This is a genomic window from Kribbella albertanoniae, assembly GCF_004348455.1.
Lineage (GTDB): Bacteria > Actinomycetota > Actinomycetes > Propionibacteriales > Kribbellaceae > Kribbella > Kribbella albertanoniae.
Genome location: NZ_SMKA01000202.1, coordinates 1 through 17,601, shown reverse-complemented (window position 1 = coordinate 17,601; position 17,601 = coordinate 1). Strand labels below are relative to the sequence as shown.

The window sequence follows — 17,601 nt, the reverse complement described above, 5'->3', positions numbered from 1 at the left end:
GCTGGGGTGAGGGAGGTGCCTAGGGCTTGCCAGTCGAGGACTGGGGTGGCGAGGGTGCCGATGGTGGCCAGGAGGCCTAGGCGGGCGGCTTTGACCTCGGGGTCTTCGGCCATCACCAGGATGTCCTCGAAGAACGTGGTGACTGGGTCGACCAGGACCGACGCCGCGGGGACGAAGTCGCCGAGGGTGGTGGGTGCTTGGCCTACCTTTTGGACGGCTTCGTGCAGGGCGAGCTCAGCTGGTTCGGTGAGCTTGGCTGCGTCGTACTCCGCGGCCGTCCCCTCGGGCACGATGCGTCGGACGCGCTGCAGGACGGCGACCAGTTGGGCGAAGTCGGCGCTGCCGACCAGCTTCTGCAGGCTTGCCAGGGTTTCGTCGGCGAGGGCCGGTGCCGTTGCCAGCGGCAACACTGCGGCCACCTGCAGGTGGTCGTCGCCGCGGTCGATCAGCTGCTGCTCGTAGCGGCGGACGGTGAACTCGGCCACCTCGTCCAGCGACTCCGCCGGTACGTCGATGCCCTGCGCACCGATCTCCGCGGCCGCTGCCTGCAGACCCGCGGGAAGGGTGATCGCCCGCAGCGACGGGTGTTCGCGCAGGATCGCGACCACACCACCGGCGGCCCGACGCAGCGCGAACGGGTCGGAGCTGCCGGTCGGCTTGGCGCCGATGCCGAACAGGCCTGCCAGCAGGTCGAAGCGGTCGGCGAGCGCCAGCAGCGCACCCGGAGTCGTCGACGGAACCGGGTCACCGGCCGAACGCGGCAGCTCCATGTCGTACAGGGCCTGCGCGACCGCTTCGGTCTCACCGGCACGCCGCGCGTACTCACGCGCCATAGTCCCGGCGAGCGACGTCAGCTCGACCACCATCTGCGAACCCAGGTCGAACTTCGCCAGCTCAGCCGCCCTCGTCAGCGTCACCAGGTCGTTGTCCGAGACACCGGCCACCGCGGCCAGAGCGAGTGCGATCCGGCCGATCCGACCGGCGCGGTCGGCCATCGAACCGAGCTTCTCCTCGAAGGCGAGCTTGTCCAGCTCGGCCTTCATATCGGCCAGCGGCGTCTCGAGGTCGGCGCGCCAGAAGAAGGCGGCGTCCTCGTACCGCGCCCGCAGCACACCCTCGTTGCCGTTGCGAACCGTCGCCTCGTTCACCGAGCCGTTGGCCACGGCGACGAAGTGCGGCAGCAGCTTGCCGTCACCATCGCGCACCGGCAGGTAGCGCTGGTGCTTGCGCATCACCGTGGTGAGGATCTCCGGCGGCAGGTCCAGGTAGTCGGCCGAGAAGTTGCCCAGGATCGGCGTCGGCTCCTCGATCAGGTTGACGATCTGGTCGAGCAGCGCGGACTCGGCCGCGAAGTCGATACTGCCGTTGACCTCGGCGGCGAGCCGCTCGGAGGTCTCGATGATCACCTGGCGACGACGTGCCGGGTCGGCCTCGATGCCGTGGATCCGGAGCAGGTCCAGGTAGCCCTCGGCGGACGCGATCTCGACCTTCGGCGGAGCGGCCGTCCGGTGCACGCGGGTCGTCCGGCCCGCGGCCAGCGACGACACCGAGACCGGCACGATCTCGTCACCGAGCAGTGCGACCAGCCATCGGACCGGCCGGGTGAAGGACAGCTTGGCGTCGTTCCACCGCATGTTCTTGTCCGAGCGCAGCCCGGCGACGATCTCGCTCAGGACGCCGCTCAGCACCTCGGCCGCCCCGCGACCCGGGTCCGGCTTCGTGACAGCGACGTACTCGACGCCGTCGACATCAAGGGTGTGCAACTCGCTGACCTCGACGCCCTGACCGCGGGCGAACCCGGCGGCGGCCTTGGTCACGTTGCCGTCGGCGTCGTACGCCGCGACCTTCTTCGGGCCGCGGTTGACGCGCTCGGCATCCGGCTCACCGGCCTGCACCTCGGCGACGAACGCGACCACGCGGCGCGGGGTCGCATAGACCGTGATCGCGCCGTGGCCGAGCCGGGTCGCGCCCAGCTTCTCGGTCAGCGCGGTCTTCACGGCCGCGGCGGTCTTGGTGACCTCCGACGGCGGCATCTCCTCGGTACCGATCTCGAAGGTCAGCTGCCGCGTCCCGGTCGTCACCGGGAACGAGGTCGGCACCTCAGCGGCCGGCGGGAGCTCGGCGGTGCCCAGCGGGTGCTCCAGCTCGGTACGGCGCTCTGCCCACAGCTGAGCGACCTCGCGGGCGAGCGTGCGCATCCGCGAGAAGGCCTTCGCGCGCTCCGTCGTGCTGACCGCACCACGGGCGTCGAGGACGTTGAAGGTGTGCGAGCAGCGCAGCACCTGGATGTGCGCGGGCACCGGCAGCCGCAGGTCGAGCAGGCGACGGGCCTCGTTCGCGTACTCCTCGAAGAGGCGCTTCTGCGACTCCACGTCGGCGTCGTCCAGGTAATACCGGCTCATTTCGTACTCGGCCTGGCCGAAAGCCTCGCCGTACGAGATGCCGGGTGCGTAGGCGATGTCCTTGAAGTGCGAGACACCCTGCAGCGCCATCATGATCCGCTCGATGCCGTAGGTGATCTCCACCGACACCGGGTCCAGCGTCATCCCGCCGGCCTGCTGGAAGTAGGTGAACTGGGTGATCTCCAGCCCGTCCAGCCACACCTCCCAGCCCAGACCCCAGGAGCCGGTCGCCGGATTCGCCCAGTTGTCCTCGACGAACCGGACGTCGTGCGCGTGGATGTCGACCCCGAGCGCGGTCAGGCTCTCCAGGAACAGCTCCTGCGGGTTCCCCGGGTCCGGCTTGAGCACGACCTGGAACTGGGTGTGCGTCTGCAGCCGGTTCGGGTTCTCGCCGTACCGGGCGTCGTCGGGCCGGACACTCGGCTCGACGTAGGCGACCCGCCACGGCTCGGGACCGAGCACGCGCAGGATCGTCGCCGGGTTCAGCGTCCCGGCACCGACCTCGGTGTTGAACGGCTGCACGATCATGCAGCCCCGGTCGGTCCAGTACTTCGTCAGCGCGATCAGCGCGTCCTGCATGGTGAGCACAGCAAACCTCAAGCCGTCTTCGGGGATTCCTGAGCGAAGTCTATTCGGCCGCGGGGAGTGCTCGCGACGCAGCATCGGCCCCGCTCCGACCGCGGTTGACAGGCACCCACCGTGCGGCGGATCGACACTCTGAGCACCGCTCGACCATTCCACCCCCGCGAGCGTGGTTGACGCGTGCCCAAGGTGGCGGTCCGCGACAGCCGCGACCTTGGGGCACCGTTCAGCCATCCGGGCCGGCCGTGAGTGGTTGATGGATGCTCAAAGTGAGGTTGCGTGGCGACCTTGAGCACCGCTCGACCATTCCACCTCAGCATTCGTGGTTGATGGGTGCTCAAAGTGGCTTGGGGCGAATGGTTGCTTTGGGCAAGAGATTGGGCTGGCGGATTTGTGGCGGTTGCGTCCATCCGGGGCGGCGCCGTTCGTGGAGGAGGTATGAACAACACACTGGTGGTACCTGAGGCCGAGTTGTACTACGAACTGCGCGGCAGCGGACCGTTGGTCGCGCTCGTCGGCGCACCGATGGATGCGGACTCGTTCGCACCGCTCGCCGACCTGCTCGCGGACAGCTACACCGTGCTGACCACGGATCCGCGAGGCGTCAACCGCAGCAAACTGACCGGTACGTCGACCCCCGAGCAGCGCGCCGACGACCTGGCGCGACTGATCCGGTACGTCGACCGCGGGCCGGCCGTGGCGTTCGGGTCGAGCGGTGGGGCGGTGACCGTGCTGGCGCTTGCGCAGGACCATCCGGAGACAGTGCAGGCAGTGATCGCACACGAGCCGCCGCTGGATCGACTGGTCCCGGATGGGGCGGAGTTGCTCGCGAAGTCGGAGGCGATGATGGCCGACTACCTGAAGGGCGATGTGGTCGGCGCCTGGGAGCAGTTCTTCGCGCTGGCGAATATCGACCTGCCGCCCGGGGTGGCGCAGGCGATGTTCGGTGGGGAGCGCGACCCGCAGGTGGTGGCCGACGAGCGGTTCTGGTTCGAACACGAGATGCGCGAGTCGATCAGCTGGCAACCGGACATCGCGCGGCTGACCGCCGTACAGGTGGTCGTCGGTATCGGCACGGACTCGGCCGGTCAGCTGTGCGACCGGACGTCGACCGCGCTGGCCGGGCTGCTCGGCATCACCCCGACGCACTTCCCCGGCGGGCACATCGGGTTCGCCGACGACCCGAAGGCATTCGCCCCCGCGCTACGCCGTCAGCTGGTCGAGATTGGTCTCCACCCAGGTGCGTAGCGCGGCCAGCGGCACGGACACGCTGTGGCCGAGCTCGGTCAGCGAATACTCCACATGCAGCGGGACCGCGGGGTAGATCTCGCGGTGCAGGAAGCCGTTCTCCTCCAGGCGGCGCAGAGTCGCCGTCAGCACCTTCGGGCTGATGCCCTGCAGTTGCCGTTGCAGCGCGCCGAACCGCAGTGGGCCGTCCTCCAGCGCACCGATCGCAAGGGCGGCCCACTTGTTCGCGAGCAGGTCGAGGACATCGCGGCACGGGCACTGCGCCGCATAGACGTCGTGCTTGTCGTGCTTCCCGGTCGCGCACAAGGTGCTCATACTTCCCAAAAGATAGCAGCAGCCCTTGCGGGAAACTAGGGCCCCGCAGATAGTTTCCCCACCATGAGAGCTATCAGCCAGAAAGAGATCGGCGGTCCGGAGGTTCTGCAGCTGGTCGAGGTCGAGCGACCTGAGCCGCTGCCGACCGAGGTCCTGGTCCGCGTGCACGCGGCCGGAGTGAACCCGGTCGACGCCAAGACCCGGGCCGGCAGCGGCGTGGCCGGACTGCTGGGCGAGCCGCCCTTCATCCTCGGATGGGATGTCTCGGGCGTCGTCGAGGCGGTCGGGCACGGAGTCCACACCTTGCAGGTCGGCGACGAGGTCTACGGGATGCCGTGGTTCCCACGAGCCGCGTCGGCGTACGCCGAATACGTGACCGCTCCGTCCCGGCATTTCGCCCGCAAACCGGCCAACCTCAGTCACGTCGAGGCTGCGGCACTCCCGCTCGCCGGACTGACGGCGTACCAGATCCTGACCGCGCTGGCCGACGTACAGCCGGGCCAGCGGGTGCTGATCCATGCGGCCGCGGGCGGAGTCGGCCACCTGGCCGTCCAGTTCGCGAAGTCGCTCGGCGCCCACGTCATCGGTACGGCGAGCGCCGGCAAGCACGAGTGGTTGCGTGAACTCGGGGCGGACGAGGTCATCGACTACCACTCGACCGCCGTCGACGAGGCGGTCGGCGATATCGACCTCGTGGTGGATCTGATCGGCAGCGAAACCACGCTCGGCGAGTCGGTCCGCGCGCTCAAGCCGGGCGGCCTGCTGGTCGCCGTACCGTCCGGGACCTCTCCCGAGCTGCTCGCAACCGCGAAACAGGCCGGTGTCCGCGTGGCCGGCTACCTCGTCGAGCCGGACGGCCACGCGCTCACCGAAATCACCCGCCTGGTCGAGTCCGGCGCCGTCCGGGTCGAGGTCGAAGCCGTCTTCCCGCTCACCGAGGCGGCCGAGGCTCACCGCCGCCAGGAGTCGGGGCGCACCCGCGGCAAGCTCGTCCTGGAAGTTGTGTAGCTAAGGACAGGACGTATATGCCCACTACGCCCGGTCCGCTCACTCGCTGAGCGTGCCGGGCGGTCTACGTATAGACCTACTACCTGTCGTTAGCGACGCGAACTGAGACCCGGGACCGGGGGCGTGCGGGCGTATGTGAAGCTGGGGGTGTCCGATGGGTGCGCCCGAGGGTTGGTGGCGGTCGCATCGGGCACCGGTCGGAGGTGCCGCCGGGATCTCTCCGCGTGGCGTCTTGACCTCAACCGTGGTTGAAGTTTCAAGCTGGTGGTGACACCAGGACAGCGGCGATACCGGCCCCCTGGGCCCCGACGAAGGAGCAGAGTTGACCACGTATTCGCTTCCCGATCTTTCCTACGACTACGGCGCACTCGCACCGAGCATCGCCGGCGAGATCATGGAGCTGCACCACTCCAAGCACCACGCGACCTACGTGAAGGGTCTGAACGACACCCTGGACAAGCTGGCCGAGGCCCGCGACAAGGGTGACTTCGGCGCGATCGTCGGCCTCGAGAAGACGCTCGCCTTCAACCTCGGCGGGCACGTCAACCACTCGATCTTCTGGAAGAACCTGTCGCCGGACGGTGGCGACAAGCCGGACGGCGAGCTGGGTGCCGCGATCGACGAGTCCTTCGGCTCGTTCGACGGTTTCCAGGCGCACTTCACCGCCGCCGCCACCACGATCCAGGGTTCCGGCTGGGCGATCCTCGGCTGGGACGCGCTCGGCGGCAAGCTGCTGGTGCACCAGCTGTACGACCAGCAGGGCAACCTGCCGGCCGGCCAGATCCCGATCGCGATGCTGGACATGTGGGAGCACGCCTTCTACCTGCAGTACAAGAACGTGAAGCCGGACTACGTCAAGGCCTGGTGGAACGTCGTCAACTGGGCCGACGCCCAGGCGCGTTTCGACGCCGCCCGCGCCGGCGCCGGTGCACTCATCACCGGAGTCTGACAGCCCCCGAAGCCTCGGTGAACCGTGATCGGTTCACCGGGGCTTCGTGCTGTGCGCAGCGATCACCGGAGCGATCGCCGACGCCTTGATCACGTGATTCTGCCCCGGCACCTCAGTGTGCTCAGCACCCGGTACGGCGGCCGCGAGCGCGCGCGTCGACGCCTTCATCCAGGCTGGGCTCTTGCCACCGTTCACCACCAGCACCGGTACGTCGATCGCCGCCCACTGCCCGGCGTCGAGCGGATCGCCGAAGCAGTTCTCGCCGAGCAGCCGCGCGTCGTACGGGAGGGTGTGCGCGATTGCCTTCATCGGCTTCCAGGCCGGCATCAGCTTCATCATCGTCACCACGAAGCCGGGCAGCCCGATCCCCTTCGTGAAGAAGTACTTGATCGCGGCCCCGGGCTCGAGCGCCTCCAGGTCGGCGACCCAGCTCCGCGGGATCTGCTTGCGGCTGTCGTCCACCACGTACGGCGGCTCGAACACGACCGCCTTCTCGATCGCCACGCCCGCGGCCAGTGCATGCAGGACCAGCGCCGCGCCGGACGACGTCCCGTACACGGCCGCCGAACCGCCCGCCGCCTCGATCACCGCGGCCAGGTCCTCGATCTCGCGCTCGACCGCATACTCCCCCGCGTCACCGGAGTCACCGCGACCACGGCGGTCGTAGTTGTAGACGGTGAAGCTTTCCGCGAGCAGCTCGGCGAGCTCGGGCATCGGGCCCTGGGCGCGGCTGCAGAGTGCGCCATCGACGAGGACCAGCGCCGGGCCGGAGCCGCGGCGGTCGTAGGCGATCGTCGTACCGTCCTTGGAAACCGTGGTGTTCATGGCAAGGCTCCTCTACTGGTGGCTTTGGCAGTGCGTCGAACACCTCACCACTAGATCGACACGGTCCGCCAGATCGACCCGACGTGCGGAAATTACCCGGGGCGAAGAGGAAAACCCGTGTACTTCGGAGGCCAATGTGACATGGATCACAGCTGGTCGCGATCCGGAGTCAGCGGATGACAGGGTGCGGTCAACAAGCGTCCGCCCCGCTTGTCGTATCGGGCTGGGGCCGGACGTTCCGGCCGGGAACGAGCTTGGGGGCTCATTGCGTTCCTGGCGCCAGACGGAACTGGGAGGAATTCTGTGAAAGCCCGTACCTGGCTCGTCGGCCTTGCCGCCGGCGCAGTCGCTTTGACTTTGGCCGCACCCAACGCCGCCATCGGCGCCCCGAGCGCGGACCCGGCTCCGAAGAGCCCGTCGGTCCGCCAGCTCGACACCCCTGCGGGTGGCGGCGCCGGGATCGTCACCAAGCGCGATGCCCTCGGCCGCGCACACTCCGTCCGCCCGACCATCCCACTGAAGGCACCGAAGTCGGTCGCTTCCAGGGCGGCCAAGGCCGCCACCAGCCGGCCCGACTCGGCAGCCGTCGCGAAGGCTCAGGTCGACGCGATCGCGCCGTACTTCGGTGCCCGCCCGGCCGACCTGGTCGCGACCGGCACCTCGATGTCGGAGTACGGCTCGCAGACCCGGTTCCAGCAGACCATAGACGGTGTCGAGGTGTTCGGCGGCCAGATCGTCACAAACCTGGACAAGGCCGGCGCGCTGGAGTCCGCCAACGGCGAGGTCGCGCTGGCGACGTACGGCGCTTTCCCGGCCGCCGACAAGGTTGACGCCGCCAAGGCGAAGGCGCTGGAGTCGGCCCTGGCCGCGGTCGCGAAGCAGGGCAAGTTCGACGTCTCGAAGCTGAAGGCCGAGCTGACCGGCCCGCGCTGGTTCGACATGGGCCTGATGACGCGCCAGCCCGGATCGGTCGCCATCCCGGTCTACATGTACGAGGTCACCGGCGCCGGCGATGTCCGCTGGCAGGCCATGGTGCACGCCTCCGGCCAGGCGCTGCTCGCCTGGGACCTGAGCGAGAAGATCAACCGCGTGGTCTGTGACGCGAACCGCGCGATCATCCAGACCGGCGGTGAGGACGTCCGCTGCGGAACCGGCCAGGCGTTCGAGCCCACGCGGGTCGAGGGCGGCGCGGTCTCCGACGTTCAGGACGTCAACCAGGTCTTCGACTTCTTCGGTGACACCTCCGACACCTACCAATCGCTGGGCACCGACCTGACCGAGCTGATCGGCGTCGACTACGGCGACGGCAAGGGCAAGGCGATCCGCGGCACCGTCCGGATCTGCGTCGACGGCGGCTGCCCGTTCGCCAACGCGTTCTGGAACGGCGAGCAGATGGCCTTCGGCGAAGGCGTCAGCACCGACGACATCACCGGTCACGAGCTGACCCACGGCGTCACCCAGAACACCTCCGGTCTGGCCTACCTGTGGGAGGCCGGCGCGATCAACGAGTCGCTGTCCGACATCATGGGCGAGTTCGTCGACCTGACCAACGGCTCCGCGGACGACACCCCCGCGAACCGCTGGCAGATCGGTGAGGGTTCGAGTCTCGGCTCGATCCGCAGCATGTCCGACCCGACGCAGTTCAACGACCCGGACAAGATGACCAGCGCGAACTGGTTCGTCGACGACTTCTTCCAGGACAACGGCGGCGTGCACCTCAACTCCGGTGTCGGCAACAAGACGGCGTACCTGATCGCCGACGGTGGCGGCTTCAACGGCCAGAAGATGATCGGTATCGGCCTGGCCCGCTCCGAGGCGCTGTGGCACGAGACCCAGAAGGTGCTCACCACCGGCGCCGACTACGGCGACCTCGCCGAGGGCCTGCGCGCGACCTGCGACAAGCTGGCCAAGAAAAAGAAGTCCGGGATGACGAAGAAGGACTGCGCCCAGGTCGAGCTGGCCATCAAGGCCACCGAGCTGGACAAGGAACCGGCCGTCGGTCTCCCGGCTCAGGCCCCGGTCTGCGACACCGCCGGCGCCAAGGTCAAGAACCTGCTCAAGACCAGCTTCAAGGAGTACCCGGACGGCAAGGTCGTCCGCGACCAGGGCTGGGTGCTGGGCAAGGCCGAGGGCGTCGACGGTTCCCAGGTCGACACGTCGTACAGCAAGGACGGCGACGACTCCATGTTCGGCATGGTGACCGCTCCGGACCAGGCGATCGGCATCCAGACCGCCAACGGCACCAAGGTCAAGGCCCAGAAGACGTACCTGCGCTTCCAGCACGCGTACAACTTCTACAACGTGTTCATCATCTTCGGTGTCCGCACCGGAACCGCCACCCTCGAGTACTCCGACAACGGTGGCGCGACCTGGCAGGACAGCTCCGCGCTGACCGGCTGGACGAACGGCCCGACCGTCGATCCGAACTTCGACGACGAGCCTGCCGCCTGGCACGGCAACTCGGGCGGCTGGGAGACCAGCCGGCTGGACGTGACCGAGTTCCAGGGCAAGCAGCTGAAGTTCCGCTGGACCTTGCACGGTAAGGACTACACCGACCTGGTTCCGGCCAACTGGTGGCTGGACAACGCCAGCATCTACACCTGCTCGAAGTAGTACCCAAGGCCCGGTGGATTCGTCCACCGGGCCTCGGCCTTTTCACCACGGGGAAATCGATTCCCCAGAGCGCGGTCTGGGGCTAAGGTGCTGGGCAGGAATTCCCCACCGCCCCCGGGAGACCGCAATGGCCGACCAGCCCGCCCCTCCGCTGTCCGCTTGTGACAACCCCGCCTGTGGGGGCTCCTGCCCGCGGGCAGGCGTCGCGCGGCGGACATTCCTCTCGATCAGCGCGGCCGGTCTCGGCGTGCTTGCCGCGCCCGATGCTCTCCGTGCTGTTGCAGCACCCCGGGCACCTCTCAGTGCGGCCGAGGCTGCCGCGCTCGCGGATCGTGGTGAGCCGACGGTTTACTCCGGTACGGCGCTCGCCAAGATCGGGATGCCGATCGGTGGTGGCTGTGCGGGCCAGGTCTACCTGTCGGGTGACGGCCGGATGTGGGGCTGGGATGTAGCCAACGCCTTGAGCTACCCGCTCGGCGGCGCCGATTTCGCCGGCACGCATTACGTCGCGCCATTGTCCGCCGATGCTCCCGGCGCCACCCGCTTCCGGCAGGGCTTCGCGCTGCGCACCGGCACGACCGCGCGGTACGTCGATGCCAAGGGTTTCAGCGATGTGCGGTTCACCGGGCAGTATCCGATCGGCCGGGTGTCCTACAAGAGCACCGCGAGCCCGGTCGAGGTCACGCTCGATGCGTTCTCGCCGTTCACTCCGTTGGAGACCCTCGACTCGACGCTGCCGGCCACGATCTTCGCGTTCACGCTGCGCAATACGTCAGCCTCCGAAGTCGATGCGACACTACTCGGGTACTCCGAGAATTCGGTCTGCCTCGACAGCCGCCGCAGCCAGCCGACCACGCAGCGCGCGACCGCCTTCGGGTCCGGGATCGAGTGGTCGGCCGCCGATCCGGTGGCGACGTCGCGAGCCGACATTCTCTTCGAGGACTGGGAACGCGACACGTACGACGGCTGGACGGCAACCGGCACGGCCTTCGGCTCCGGACCGGTCGCGGCGACCGCCGTACCGGAGTACATGAAGCGCTTCGGGGATCTGAATGCGCATGGAACGCGGTTCGTCACCTCGCACAACTACCGCGCCAACCCGAATGACATCCCCGGCGCGGATGCCCATGTCGGCACGCTGACCAGCGCACCCTTCGTGGTGAATCGTCGTTACGTCACGGCGTCCGTCGGTGGTGGCGCCAGCACGGCGCTTCAGATAGTTGTCGACGGCAACGTCGTGGCCACTGCGAGCGGCACGGACACCGAGCCGATGCAAACTAGGGTGCTCGACGTCTCGGCGTACCAGGGCCGCACCGCGCAACTCCGCCTGGTCGACAACGCCACCGGTTCCTGGGCGCATCTGAACGTGGATCGGATCATCTTCAGCGACCGCGCCGACATCACTTACGAGACCTGGGGCAGCGACACGTACGGCGGTTGGACGACCACCGGGGACGCGTTCGGGAGTGGACCGGTGAAGCCGGAGCAGACCCCAGCCCTGATGCAGCGGTACGGCGATCTGAACGTCCATGGGTCGCGGTTCGTCACGTCGTACAACTTCCGCCTGACTGGCGATCCGGACGGCCGCACGGGCACGTTGACCAGCCCGCCGTTCGAGATCTCCCGCCGGTACGTCGCCGTCGCGATCGGCGGCGGCAATCGCGGGACCGTGAATGTGGTTGTCAACGGCAACGTCGTGGCCACGGCGACCGGCGCCAACAGCGAACCGCTGGTCGGGCAACTGCTTGATGTCGGCAACCATGAGGGCAAGACCGCGCGGATCCAGGTGGTCGACAACGTCACCGGCAGCTGGGCGCACATCAACGTCGGCAGCGTCACGTTCACCGACCGGGCAGATGTCGTCTTCGAGGACTGGGAGCGCACCAACTACGACGGCTGGACAGTCACCGGTACGGCGTTCGGCGCGGGGCCGGTGACGGTGGCCGAGACCCCGGCGGACTTCCGGCGGCCGTTCGGCAACCGGTCCGAGCTGAATGTTTCGGGCAGCCGGTTCGTGACGTCGTACAACTTCCGCGACGGCTCACACGACGGCTCGCAAGGGACGTTGACCAGCCGAGTGTTCACCATCGACCGGCGCTACATCACTGTGTGGACAGGCGGTGGCAGCAACCCGGCGACGACCGCGGTCAACCTGCTGGTCGACGGTGCCGTGGTCGCCACCGCCACCGGCGCGGACATGGAACCGCTGGACGCGATCTGCTGGTCCGTCGGCCGTTGGGCCGGGAAGTCCGCGCAGATCCAGATCATCGACAAGTCCTCCGGTGGGTGGGGGCATGTCAACGTCGACCGGATCATCTTCAGCGACCGGCCGATCCGCCAGCAACCCGTTGCCGACCGCACCGATGCGGGCAGTTTCGCGTTGGCCACAGTCGAACCGAGCGCCGTCGTACGGCGATCGATCGCGGCCTGGTCGACGCCGGCCGAGCTGTTCGACGCGGCGGACGGTCCGGCCGAGGTGGACGGCTCGGACACGCAGGTCGGCACGGTCGCGGTCAGCGTTCGCCTCGCGCCCGGTGAATCGCGCACGCTGCGATTCGTCCAGAGCTGGTTCTACCCGACGCCGGAGCGACGGCACTTCGGGCATCTCACCAATGGTTCGACGTTCCTCCGGCACTACGCCACCCGCTTCAACTCCGCCCGCCAGGTGACCGAGCACGTCGGCGCGAATCTGGAGCGGCTGGAGTCGGGCACGCGTGAGTGGGTGCGGACCTGGTACGACGATTCCACCTTGCCGCACTGGTTTCTCGAGCGGACCTTCGCCAACACGTCGACGATCGCGACCGGCACGTGTCACCGCTGGAGCGACGGCCGTTTCTACGCGTGGGAAGGCGTCTACTGCTGCCACGGCACCTGCCAGCACGTCTGGAGCTACGCCCAGGCGATCGGCCGGCTGTTCCCCGACCTCGAACGCGACACCCGCGAGCGCGTCGACCTCGGTATCGCCTACAAATCCAGCGGGGAGATCGCGAACCGCGGTGAGTCGGGTGACGCGGCCTCGTCGTTCGCGGACGGCCACTGCGGCACGATCCTGCGGATCTATCGCGAACACCAGATGGCGCCGGATGCGGCGTTCCTGACCCGGGTCTGGGCGAAGGTGAAGACCTCGGTCGAGTATGTGATCTCGGCCCGGGACGGATCCGACCAGGACGGCATCTTCCGCGGCGGGCAGTGGAACACCTTGGACACCGAGTGGTTCGGCGAGATCCCGTGGCTGAGCGGCCTGTACGTCGCCGCGCTGCGGGCCGCCTCTGCGATGGCGACCGAGATGGGCGACACCGCGGCGGCCACCCGGTACACCACGATCGCCGACCGCGGATCGTCGTACCTGAACGGCTCTTTGTGGAACGGGACCTACGGCTACTACGTGCAGAAGGTCGACGCGGCGCACCCAGCAGCCAACACGAACCGGGGTGTGTTCATCGATCAGATGTACGGGCAGACGTACGCCGCTCAGCTCGGGCTACCGCGGGTTTTCGCGGCGGACAAGGCGCGCACGGCGTTGACGAGCCTGTACCGCAACAACTTCCAGCCGAACCCGTCGGCGTACCGGCCGCCAGGCCTCCCGGCCGGCCGCGTGTACACGACCGCCAACGAGGCCGGGACGATCATGGTCGCCTGGCCGAACGGCGGATCCACCGAAGCGGGTGGGCATCCGTACTTCAACGAGGTGTGGACCGGGCAGGAGTGGCAGTTCGCGGCCCAACTGTTCGCGGAGGGTCTGACCGCTGAGGGCCTTGCGGTGTCGCGGGCGATCTACGACCGGCATCGGGGCGAGAAACGCAATCCCTACAACGAGATCGAGGCCAGCGACCACTACGCGCGGGCGATGATGAGCTTCGGGACCTACCTGGCCGCCTGCGGGTACGAATACCACGGACCGCGCGGCCATCTGGGGTTCGCGCCGCGACTCACCCCGGAGGAGTTCGCCTGCGCGTTCACGGCCGCTGAGGGCTGGGGCCGCTACCACCAGACCCGTACGGCGACCTCGCAGACGGCGACCGTGGAGGTCCGGCACGGCCGGCTGCGCCTGAAGACGCTCGCCTTCGAGACCGCCCGCCCGGCCACCGCGGTCACCGTGACCCACGCCGGTACGACGTTGCCGGCCACGCTCGCGGTGAGCGGGAACCGAGTCGTGGTGACCCTCAACTCAACAGTCGTCATCATTGATCAACTGTTGACCATCATGCTCACGACATGACAACACCGGGACGCTCGTCGTCCCAGGCGGCAGCGCTGATCCGCCAACCGGCCGCGGTCCGGACGAACTGGATCGTCTTCATCCCGCGGCCGGTGAACGCGACGCCGTCCTGACGGCCTTCCTTGGCATAGGCGCCGTACCAGTGCGCGACGTCGCCGAAGACGTCGATGCGGCCGTCCAACGCCCACTCTCGGAAATCGGTGAGCGCGCCGCCGGTCAGGAGCGCGCGGCGGGGCGCGATGAACTCGTCGACGGTGTAGGCCAGCGGCTCGGTGCCGCAGGTGCGGACGATCACGGCTTGCGGAATGAAGAGCTCCGGCAACGCGTCCAGCCGCTCATCGCAGTCGGGGCCGGAGACGAAAGCGTCGAAGAAGCGGCGTACGAGATCTTGCAGGGCGGTCTGATCCATGTTCACAACCTAACCAGTTGGGTACTGGGCGTGAGAGCCGATCACTGGAGGCCGAGGATGAGCACGCGTTCAGACGTCGTACCGAAGGAGCACGTCGGCGCGCTGGTGAGTGACCTGACCAGCGACATGAGCCGCCTGATCCGGGACGAGTTACAGCTGGCCAAGGCCGAACTGAAGGACAAGGGCAAGGAGGCCGGTGTCGGTATCGGCCTGTTCGGTGGGGCCGGCACGATCGCGCTCTACGGGCTCGGCGCGCTGATCGCAGCGGCCATCTGCGGGCTCGCCGTCGTACTCCCTGCCTGGCTGTCGGCGCTGATCGTCGCCGTCGTGCTGTTCGCCGTCGCCGCGGTCGCGGCGCTGCTGGGTAAGCGTCATGTCAGCAAGGCAACTCCGCCCATTCCGCAACGCGCCGTCGGTGGCGTCCACGAGGACATCGAAGCCCTGCGCGGCCATCACCCGGAAGGGACCCTCACTTCATGAAGCATCGCGACGACATCTCCGAGACCGAGGCCTTACGCCTCGAGCTCGAGCAGACCCGTCAGCATCTGGCCGACACCGTCCAGCAACTCACCCACCAACTCAACGTTCCGCTCCGCCTCAAAGAAGGCGCCGCCGAGCGGGGCAGCCGCCTGAAGGCGAACGCCGGCATGGCAGGTGAGCGGATCCGTGCCAACGCCGGGTACGCCGGTCTCCGGGTGAAGGACACCGCGACCCAGGTCCCCACGCTCACGAAGCAGCACCCCAAGACCACGGCCGCCGTCGGTGGCGCCGTACTGCTCGGTGCCGGCGCAGCCGCCTGGCTCGCCACCCACCGCAAGTAGCCCCCGCACACAAGACCCGGCGTTGCCCCTTCTGCCCCCTTCACCAGGGCTGAGAAGGGGTAAGCGCGCGGGTTATCCGTTGGTGTTATCCCCTTGCCTTGCGCGCTGGGGGATCGCGGGTTTTTGGCGGAGTGGCGGTGAATTGTGCGGGTTATCCCCTGCGTTGGGGACGAGGGGATGCAGACAGTGGACAGGTTTGGCATTCTCCGGAGATGTAGCGACAGGTAGTCCCCCGGTCGCTATTCGTATCCGCCGCCCAACGGAGTGAGGCCCGCCCATGTCCTACCGTCATGCCCTGACATCCCTCGCCGTACTCGCCACCGCACTTGCTGTCCCGGTGACTTCCGCCAGCGCCGCACCGGCCCCGGAGGCCGCGCCGACCACCGTGTCGTCGTACACCGGATCGCCCCAGGATGCCGCCAACAACAAGGCGTTCTACGACGCGGTGATGAAGTCCGCGCTCGCCAAGCACGCCAAGGCGGCGAAGGCCGGCCAGAAGCTGGCCGCGGTCACCGTCACCTATCGGGTGAACGCGCCGACCTTCCGGAGCCAGATCAACCGCAGCACCCAGATCTGGAACTCCTCCGTCACCGATGTCCGCCTCGCCGAGGTCAGCAGCGGCGGCGACTTCTACTACCGCGAAGGCAACAGCTCCCGCGGTTCCTACGCTTCGACCGATGGACGCGGTCACGGCTTCATCTTCATCGACTACCGCCAGGCCCAGCAGTACGACTCGACCCGGATCACCTCGCACGAGACCGGGCACGTCCTTGGCCTTCCGGACCACTACTCTGGCCCGTGCTCGGAGTTGATGTCCGGTGGCGGGCCCGGCACGTCCTGCACCAACGCCTACCCGAACTCCGCCGAGCGCAGCCGCGTGAACCAGATCTGGTAAGACCCCTCCCCAGCCCGGGAGCCTCCGCTGCAAGGGGCTCCCGGGCTGTGGTGTCTTCAGCAGGGTTGCCTCAGCAGGCGGCCGCGCGCTCGAGGAGCAGGGTGCGTTCGCGTTCGTTGCGGGTGAGGCCGGCGGCCTTCTCGAACTCCTTGCGCGCCTCGTCGAGGCGGCCGAGTTTGAAGAGCAGGTCACCGCGCACGCTCGGCAGCAGGTGGTAGTCCTTCAGGGACGGCTCATCGGCAAGTACGTCGACCGCCGCCAACCCCTGTTCGGGACCGAACGCCATCGAGATCGCGACTGCCCGGTTGAGCTCGACGACCGGCGAAGGGACGAGCTGCGCGAGTACGGCGTACAGGCCGGCAATGCGGGCCCAGTCCGTATCGTCGGGATCGGTGGCGCGGGCGTGGCAGGCGGCGATCGCGGCCTGCAGGAGGTACGCGCCGGGTGGTTTCTCGAGCGCCCAGGCGCGGTCGAGGCCGGCCAGACCGCGGTTGATCAGCAGGCGGTCCCAGCGCCGGCGGTCCTGCTCGAGAAGGAGTACGGGCTCACCGTCCGGGCCGACTCGGGCGTTCGCGCGCGATGACTGCAGCTCCATCAGGGCGAGCAGGCCGAGTACCTCGGGTTCGTCCGGCATCAGCTCGACCAGCAACCGGCCGAGCCGCATCGCCTCGTTGCACAGCGCCGGCCGCATCCAGTCGTCGCCGGCGGTCGCGGAGTAGCCCTCGTTGTAGATCAGGTAGACGACCTCGAGCACGCTACCCAGCCGATCCAGCAGGTCAGGCCCGGCCGGCACCTCGAACTCCACCCCGGCCTTGGCCAGGTTCCGCTTCGCCCGCACGATCCGCTGCGCGATCGTCGACTCCGGCGCCAGGAACGCGCGCGCGATCTCGTCGGTCTTCAACCCACCCAGCAACTTCAGCGTCAGCGTCACCCGCGCATCCATCGTGAGCACCGGATGGCACGCGGTGAACACCAGTCGCAGCAGGTCGTCCTCGATGTGATCCTCGAGAATCGCCTCGACATCGTCCTCGACGCTCTCCCCGTCGATCTCCAGCTCATGCCCCATCTCGGCAAGCTTGCGCTGGTACGTCTCCTTGCGCCGGATCAGGTCGATCGCCCGCCGCTTGGCAATCGCCATCAGCCAGGCGCCAGGATTGTTCGGTACGCCGGACTCCGGCCACTGCTCGAGCGCCGCCACCAACGCATCCCCGGCCAGCTCCTCCGCCAGCCCCACATCCCGCACGATCCGAGCCACGCCCGCCACAATCCGCGCCGACTCGATCCGCCACACCGCATCAATCGCCCCGTGCACATC

The 17,601-nt window shown here is 68.2% G+C and carries 13 protein-coding genes; 8 read left to right on the top strand and 5 right to left on the bottom strand.

The genetic code is table 11. The features are described from left to right. Positions 1–2,981, bottom strand: a 2,981-nt coding sequence (locus E1261_RS32030) for a glycine--tRNA ligase (protein ID WP_165952727.1), incomplete at its 3' end; no start/stop codon positions are given. A gap of 441 nt (positions 2,982–3,422) precedes the next feature. Between E1261_RS32030 and E1261_RS32025 the strand changes: the two genes are divergently transcribed. After that, the gene (locus E1261_RS32025; protein WP_132413196.1) at positions 3,423–4,232 is read left to right on the top strand and encodes an alpha/beta fold hydrolase; all 810 of its coding nucleotides are present in this window, start codon (positions 3,423–3,425) and stop codon (positions 4,230–4,232) included. Here the strand turns inward: E1261_RS32025 and E1261_RS32020 are convergent. After that, positions 4,188–4,547, bottom strand: coding sequence for a winged helix-turn-helix transcriptional regulator (locus E1261_RS32020; protein ID WP_132413195.1), 360 nt, complete (start codon positions 4,545–4,547; stop codon positions 4,188–4,190). The two genes, E1261_RS32025 and E1261_RS32020, sit on opposite strands and share 45 nt — an antisense overlap. A 63-nt stretch (positions 4,548–4,610) precedes the next feature. On the opposite strand from E1261_RS32020, the gene E1261_RS32015 reads away from it, so the two are divergent. Both E1261_RS32015 and E1261_RS32010 read left to right on the top strand, forming a co-directional pair. Continuing rightward, positions 4,611–5,555 carry an NADP-dependent oxidoreductase gene (locus tag E1261_RS32015; RefSeq protein ID WP_132413193.1) on the top strand — a complete coding sequence of 315 codons (945 nt, stop codon included), beginning with the start codon at positions 4,611–4,613 and terminating at the stop codon, positions 5,553–5,555. Between the two features lie 322 nt (positions 5,556–5,877). Further along, entirely contained in the window at positions 5,878–6,504 is a 627-nt protein-coding gene (locus E1261_RS32010) for a superoxide dismutase (protein WP_132413191.1), read from the top strand. A gap of 33 nt (positions 6,505–6,537) precedes the next feature. Here E1261_RS32010 and E1261_RS32005 read toward each other — a convergent pair whose 3' ends face one another. After that, positions 6,538–7,329 (bottom strand): alpha/beta fold hydrolase, encoded by a 792-nt coding sequence (locus tag E1261_RS32005; protein WP_132413189.1) that lies wholly within the window; start codon positions 7,327–7,329, stop codon positions 6,538–6,540. Between the two features lie 303 nt (positions 7,330–7,632). Between E1261_RS32005 and E1261_RS32000 the strand changes: the two genes are divergently transcribed. Together E1261_RS32000 and E1261_RS31995 are read left to right on the top strand one after the other, a co-directional pair. Then, complete coding sequence (locus E1261_RS32000) at positions 7,633–9,942, top strand: M4 family metallopeptidase (protein ID WP_132413187.1); 2,310 nt, start codon at positions 7,633–7,635, stop codon at positions 9,940–9,942. Between the two features lie 127 nt (positions 9,943–10,069). Beyond that, positions 10,070–14,161: a GH116 family glycosyl hydrolase gene (locus tag E1261_RS31995; RefSeq protein ID WP_132413185.1), complete on the top strand. Its 4,092-nt coding sequence runs from the start codon at positions 10,070–10,072 to the stop codon at positions 14,159–14,161. Here E1261_RS31995 and E1261_RS31990 read toward each other — a convergent pair. Then, on the bottom strand, positions 14,151–14,570 hold the full coding sequence (locus E1261_RS31990; RefSeq protein ID WP_132413183.1) for a nuclear transport factor 2 family protein: 420 nt from the start codon (positions 14,568–14,570) through the stop codon (positions 14,151–14,153). The genes E1261_RS31995 and E1261_RS31990 overlap by 11 nt on opposite strands. Positions 14,571–14,627: 57 nt before the next feature. Here E1261_RS31990 and E1261_RS31985 point away from each other — a divergent pair, with 57 nt between their 5' ends. The 3 genes from E1261_RS31985 (at position 14,628) to snpA (ending at position 16,286) form a co-directional block, all read left to right on the top strand. Further along, complete coding sequence (locus E1261_RS31985; RefSeq protein ID WP_132413181.1) at positions 14,628–15,050, top strand: phage holin family protein; 423 nt, start codon at positions 14,628–14,630, stop codon at positions 15,048–15,050. After that, entirely contained in the window at positions 15,047–15,391 is a 345-nt protein-coding gene (locus E1261_RS31980; RefSeq protein ID WP_132413179.1) for a DUF3618 domain-containing protein, read from the top strand. Before E1261_RS31985 ends, E1261_RS31980 begins: the two co-directional genes overlap by 4 nt. A gap of 277 nt (positions 15,392–15,668) precedes the next feature. Further along, positions 15,669–16,286, top strand: coding sequence for a snapalysin (snpA, locus tag E1261_RS31975; protein ID WP_132413177.1), 618 nt, complete (start codon positions 15,669–15,671; stop codon positions 16,284–16,286). A 70-nt stretch (positions 16,287–16,356) separates the two neighbouring features. On the opposite strand, the gene E1261_RS31970 is transcribed toward snpA, so the two are convergent. Further along, a partial coding sequence (locus tag E1261_RS31970; RefSeq protein ID WP_420814066.1) for an RNA polymerase sigma factor occupies positions 16,357–17,601 on the bottom strand: 1,245 nt, incomplete at its 5' end.

Coding starts and splice junctions, on each gene's coding strand:
- E1261_RS32025 (WP_132413196.1), top strand. CDS start 3,423: ATGAACAACACACTGGTGGTACCTGAGGCCGAGTTGTACTACGAACTG.
- E1261_RS32020 (WP_132413195.1), bottom strand. CDS start 4,547: ATGAGCACCTTGTGCGCGACCGGGAAGCACGACAAGCACGACGTCTAT.
- E1261_RS32015 (WP_132413193.1), top strand. CDS start 4,611: ATGAGAGCTATCAGCCAGAAAGAGATCGGCGGTCCGGAGGTTCTGCAG.
- E1261_RS32005 (WP_132413189.1), bottom strand. CDS start 7,329: ATGAACACCACGGTTTCCAAGGACGGTACGACGATCGCCTACGACCGC.
- E1261_RS31995 (WP_132413185.1), top strand. CDS start 10,070: ATGGCCGACCAGCCCGCCCCTCCGCTGTCCGCTTGTGACAACCCCGCC.
- E1261_RS31990 (WP_132413183.1), bottom strand. CDS start 14,570: ATGGATCAGACCGCCCTGCAAGATCTCGTACGCCGCTTCTTCGACGCT.
- E1261_RS31985 (WP_132413181.1), top strand. CDS start 14,628: ATGAGCACGCGTTCAGACGTCGTACCGAAGGAGCACGTCGGCGCGCTG.
- E1261_RS31980 (WP_132413179.1), top strand. CDS start 15,047: ATGAAGCATCGCGACGACATCTCCGAGACCGAGGCCTTACGCCTCGAG.
- snpA (WP_132413177.1), top strand. CDS start 15,669: ATGTCCTACCGTCATGCCCTGACATCCCTCGCCGTACTCGCCACCGCA.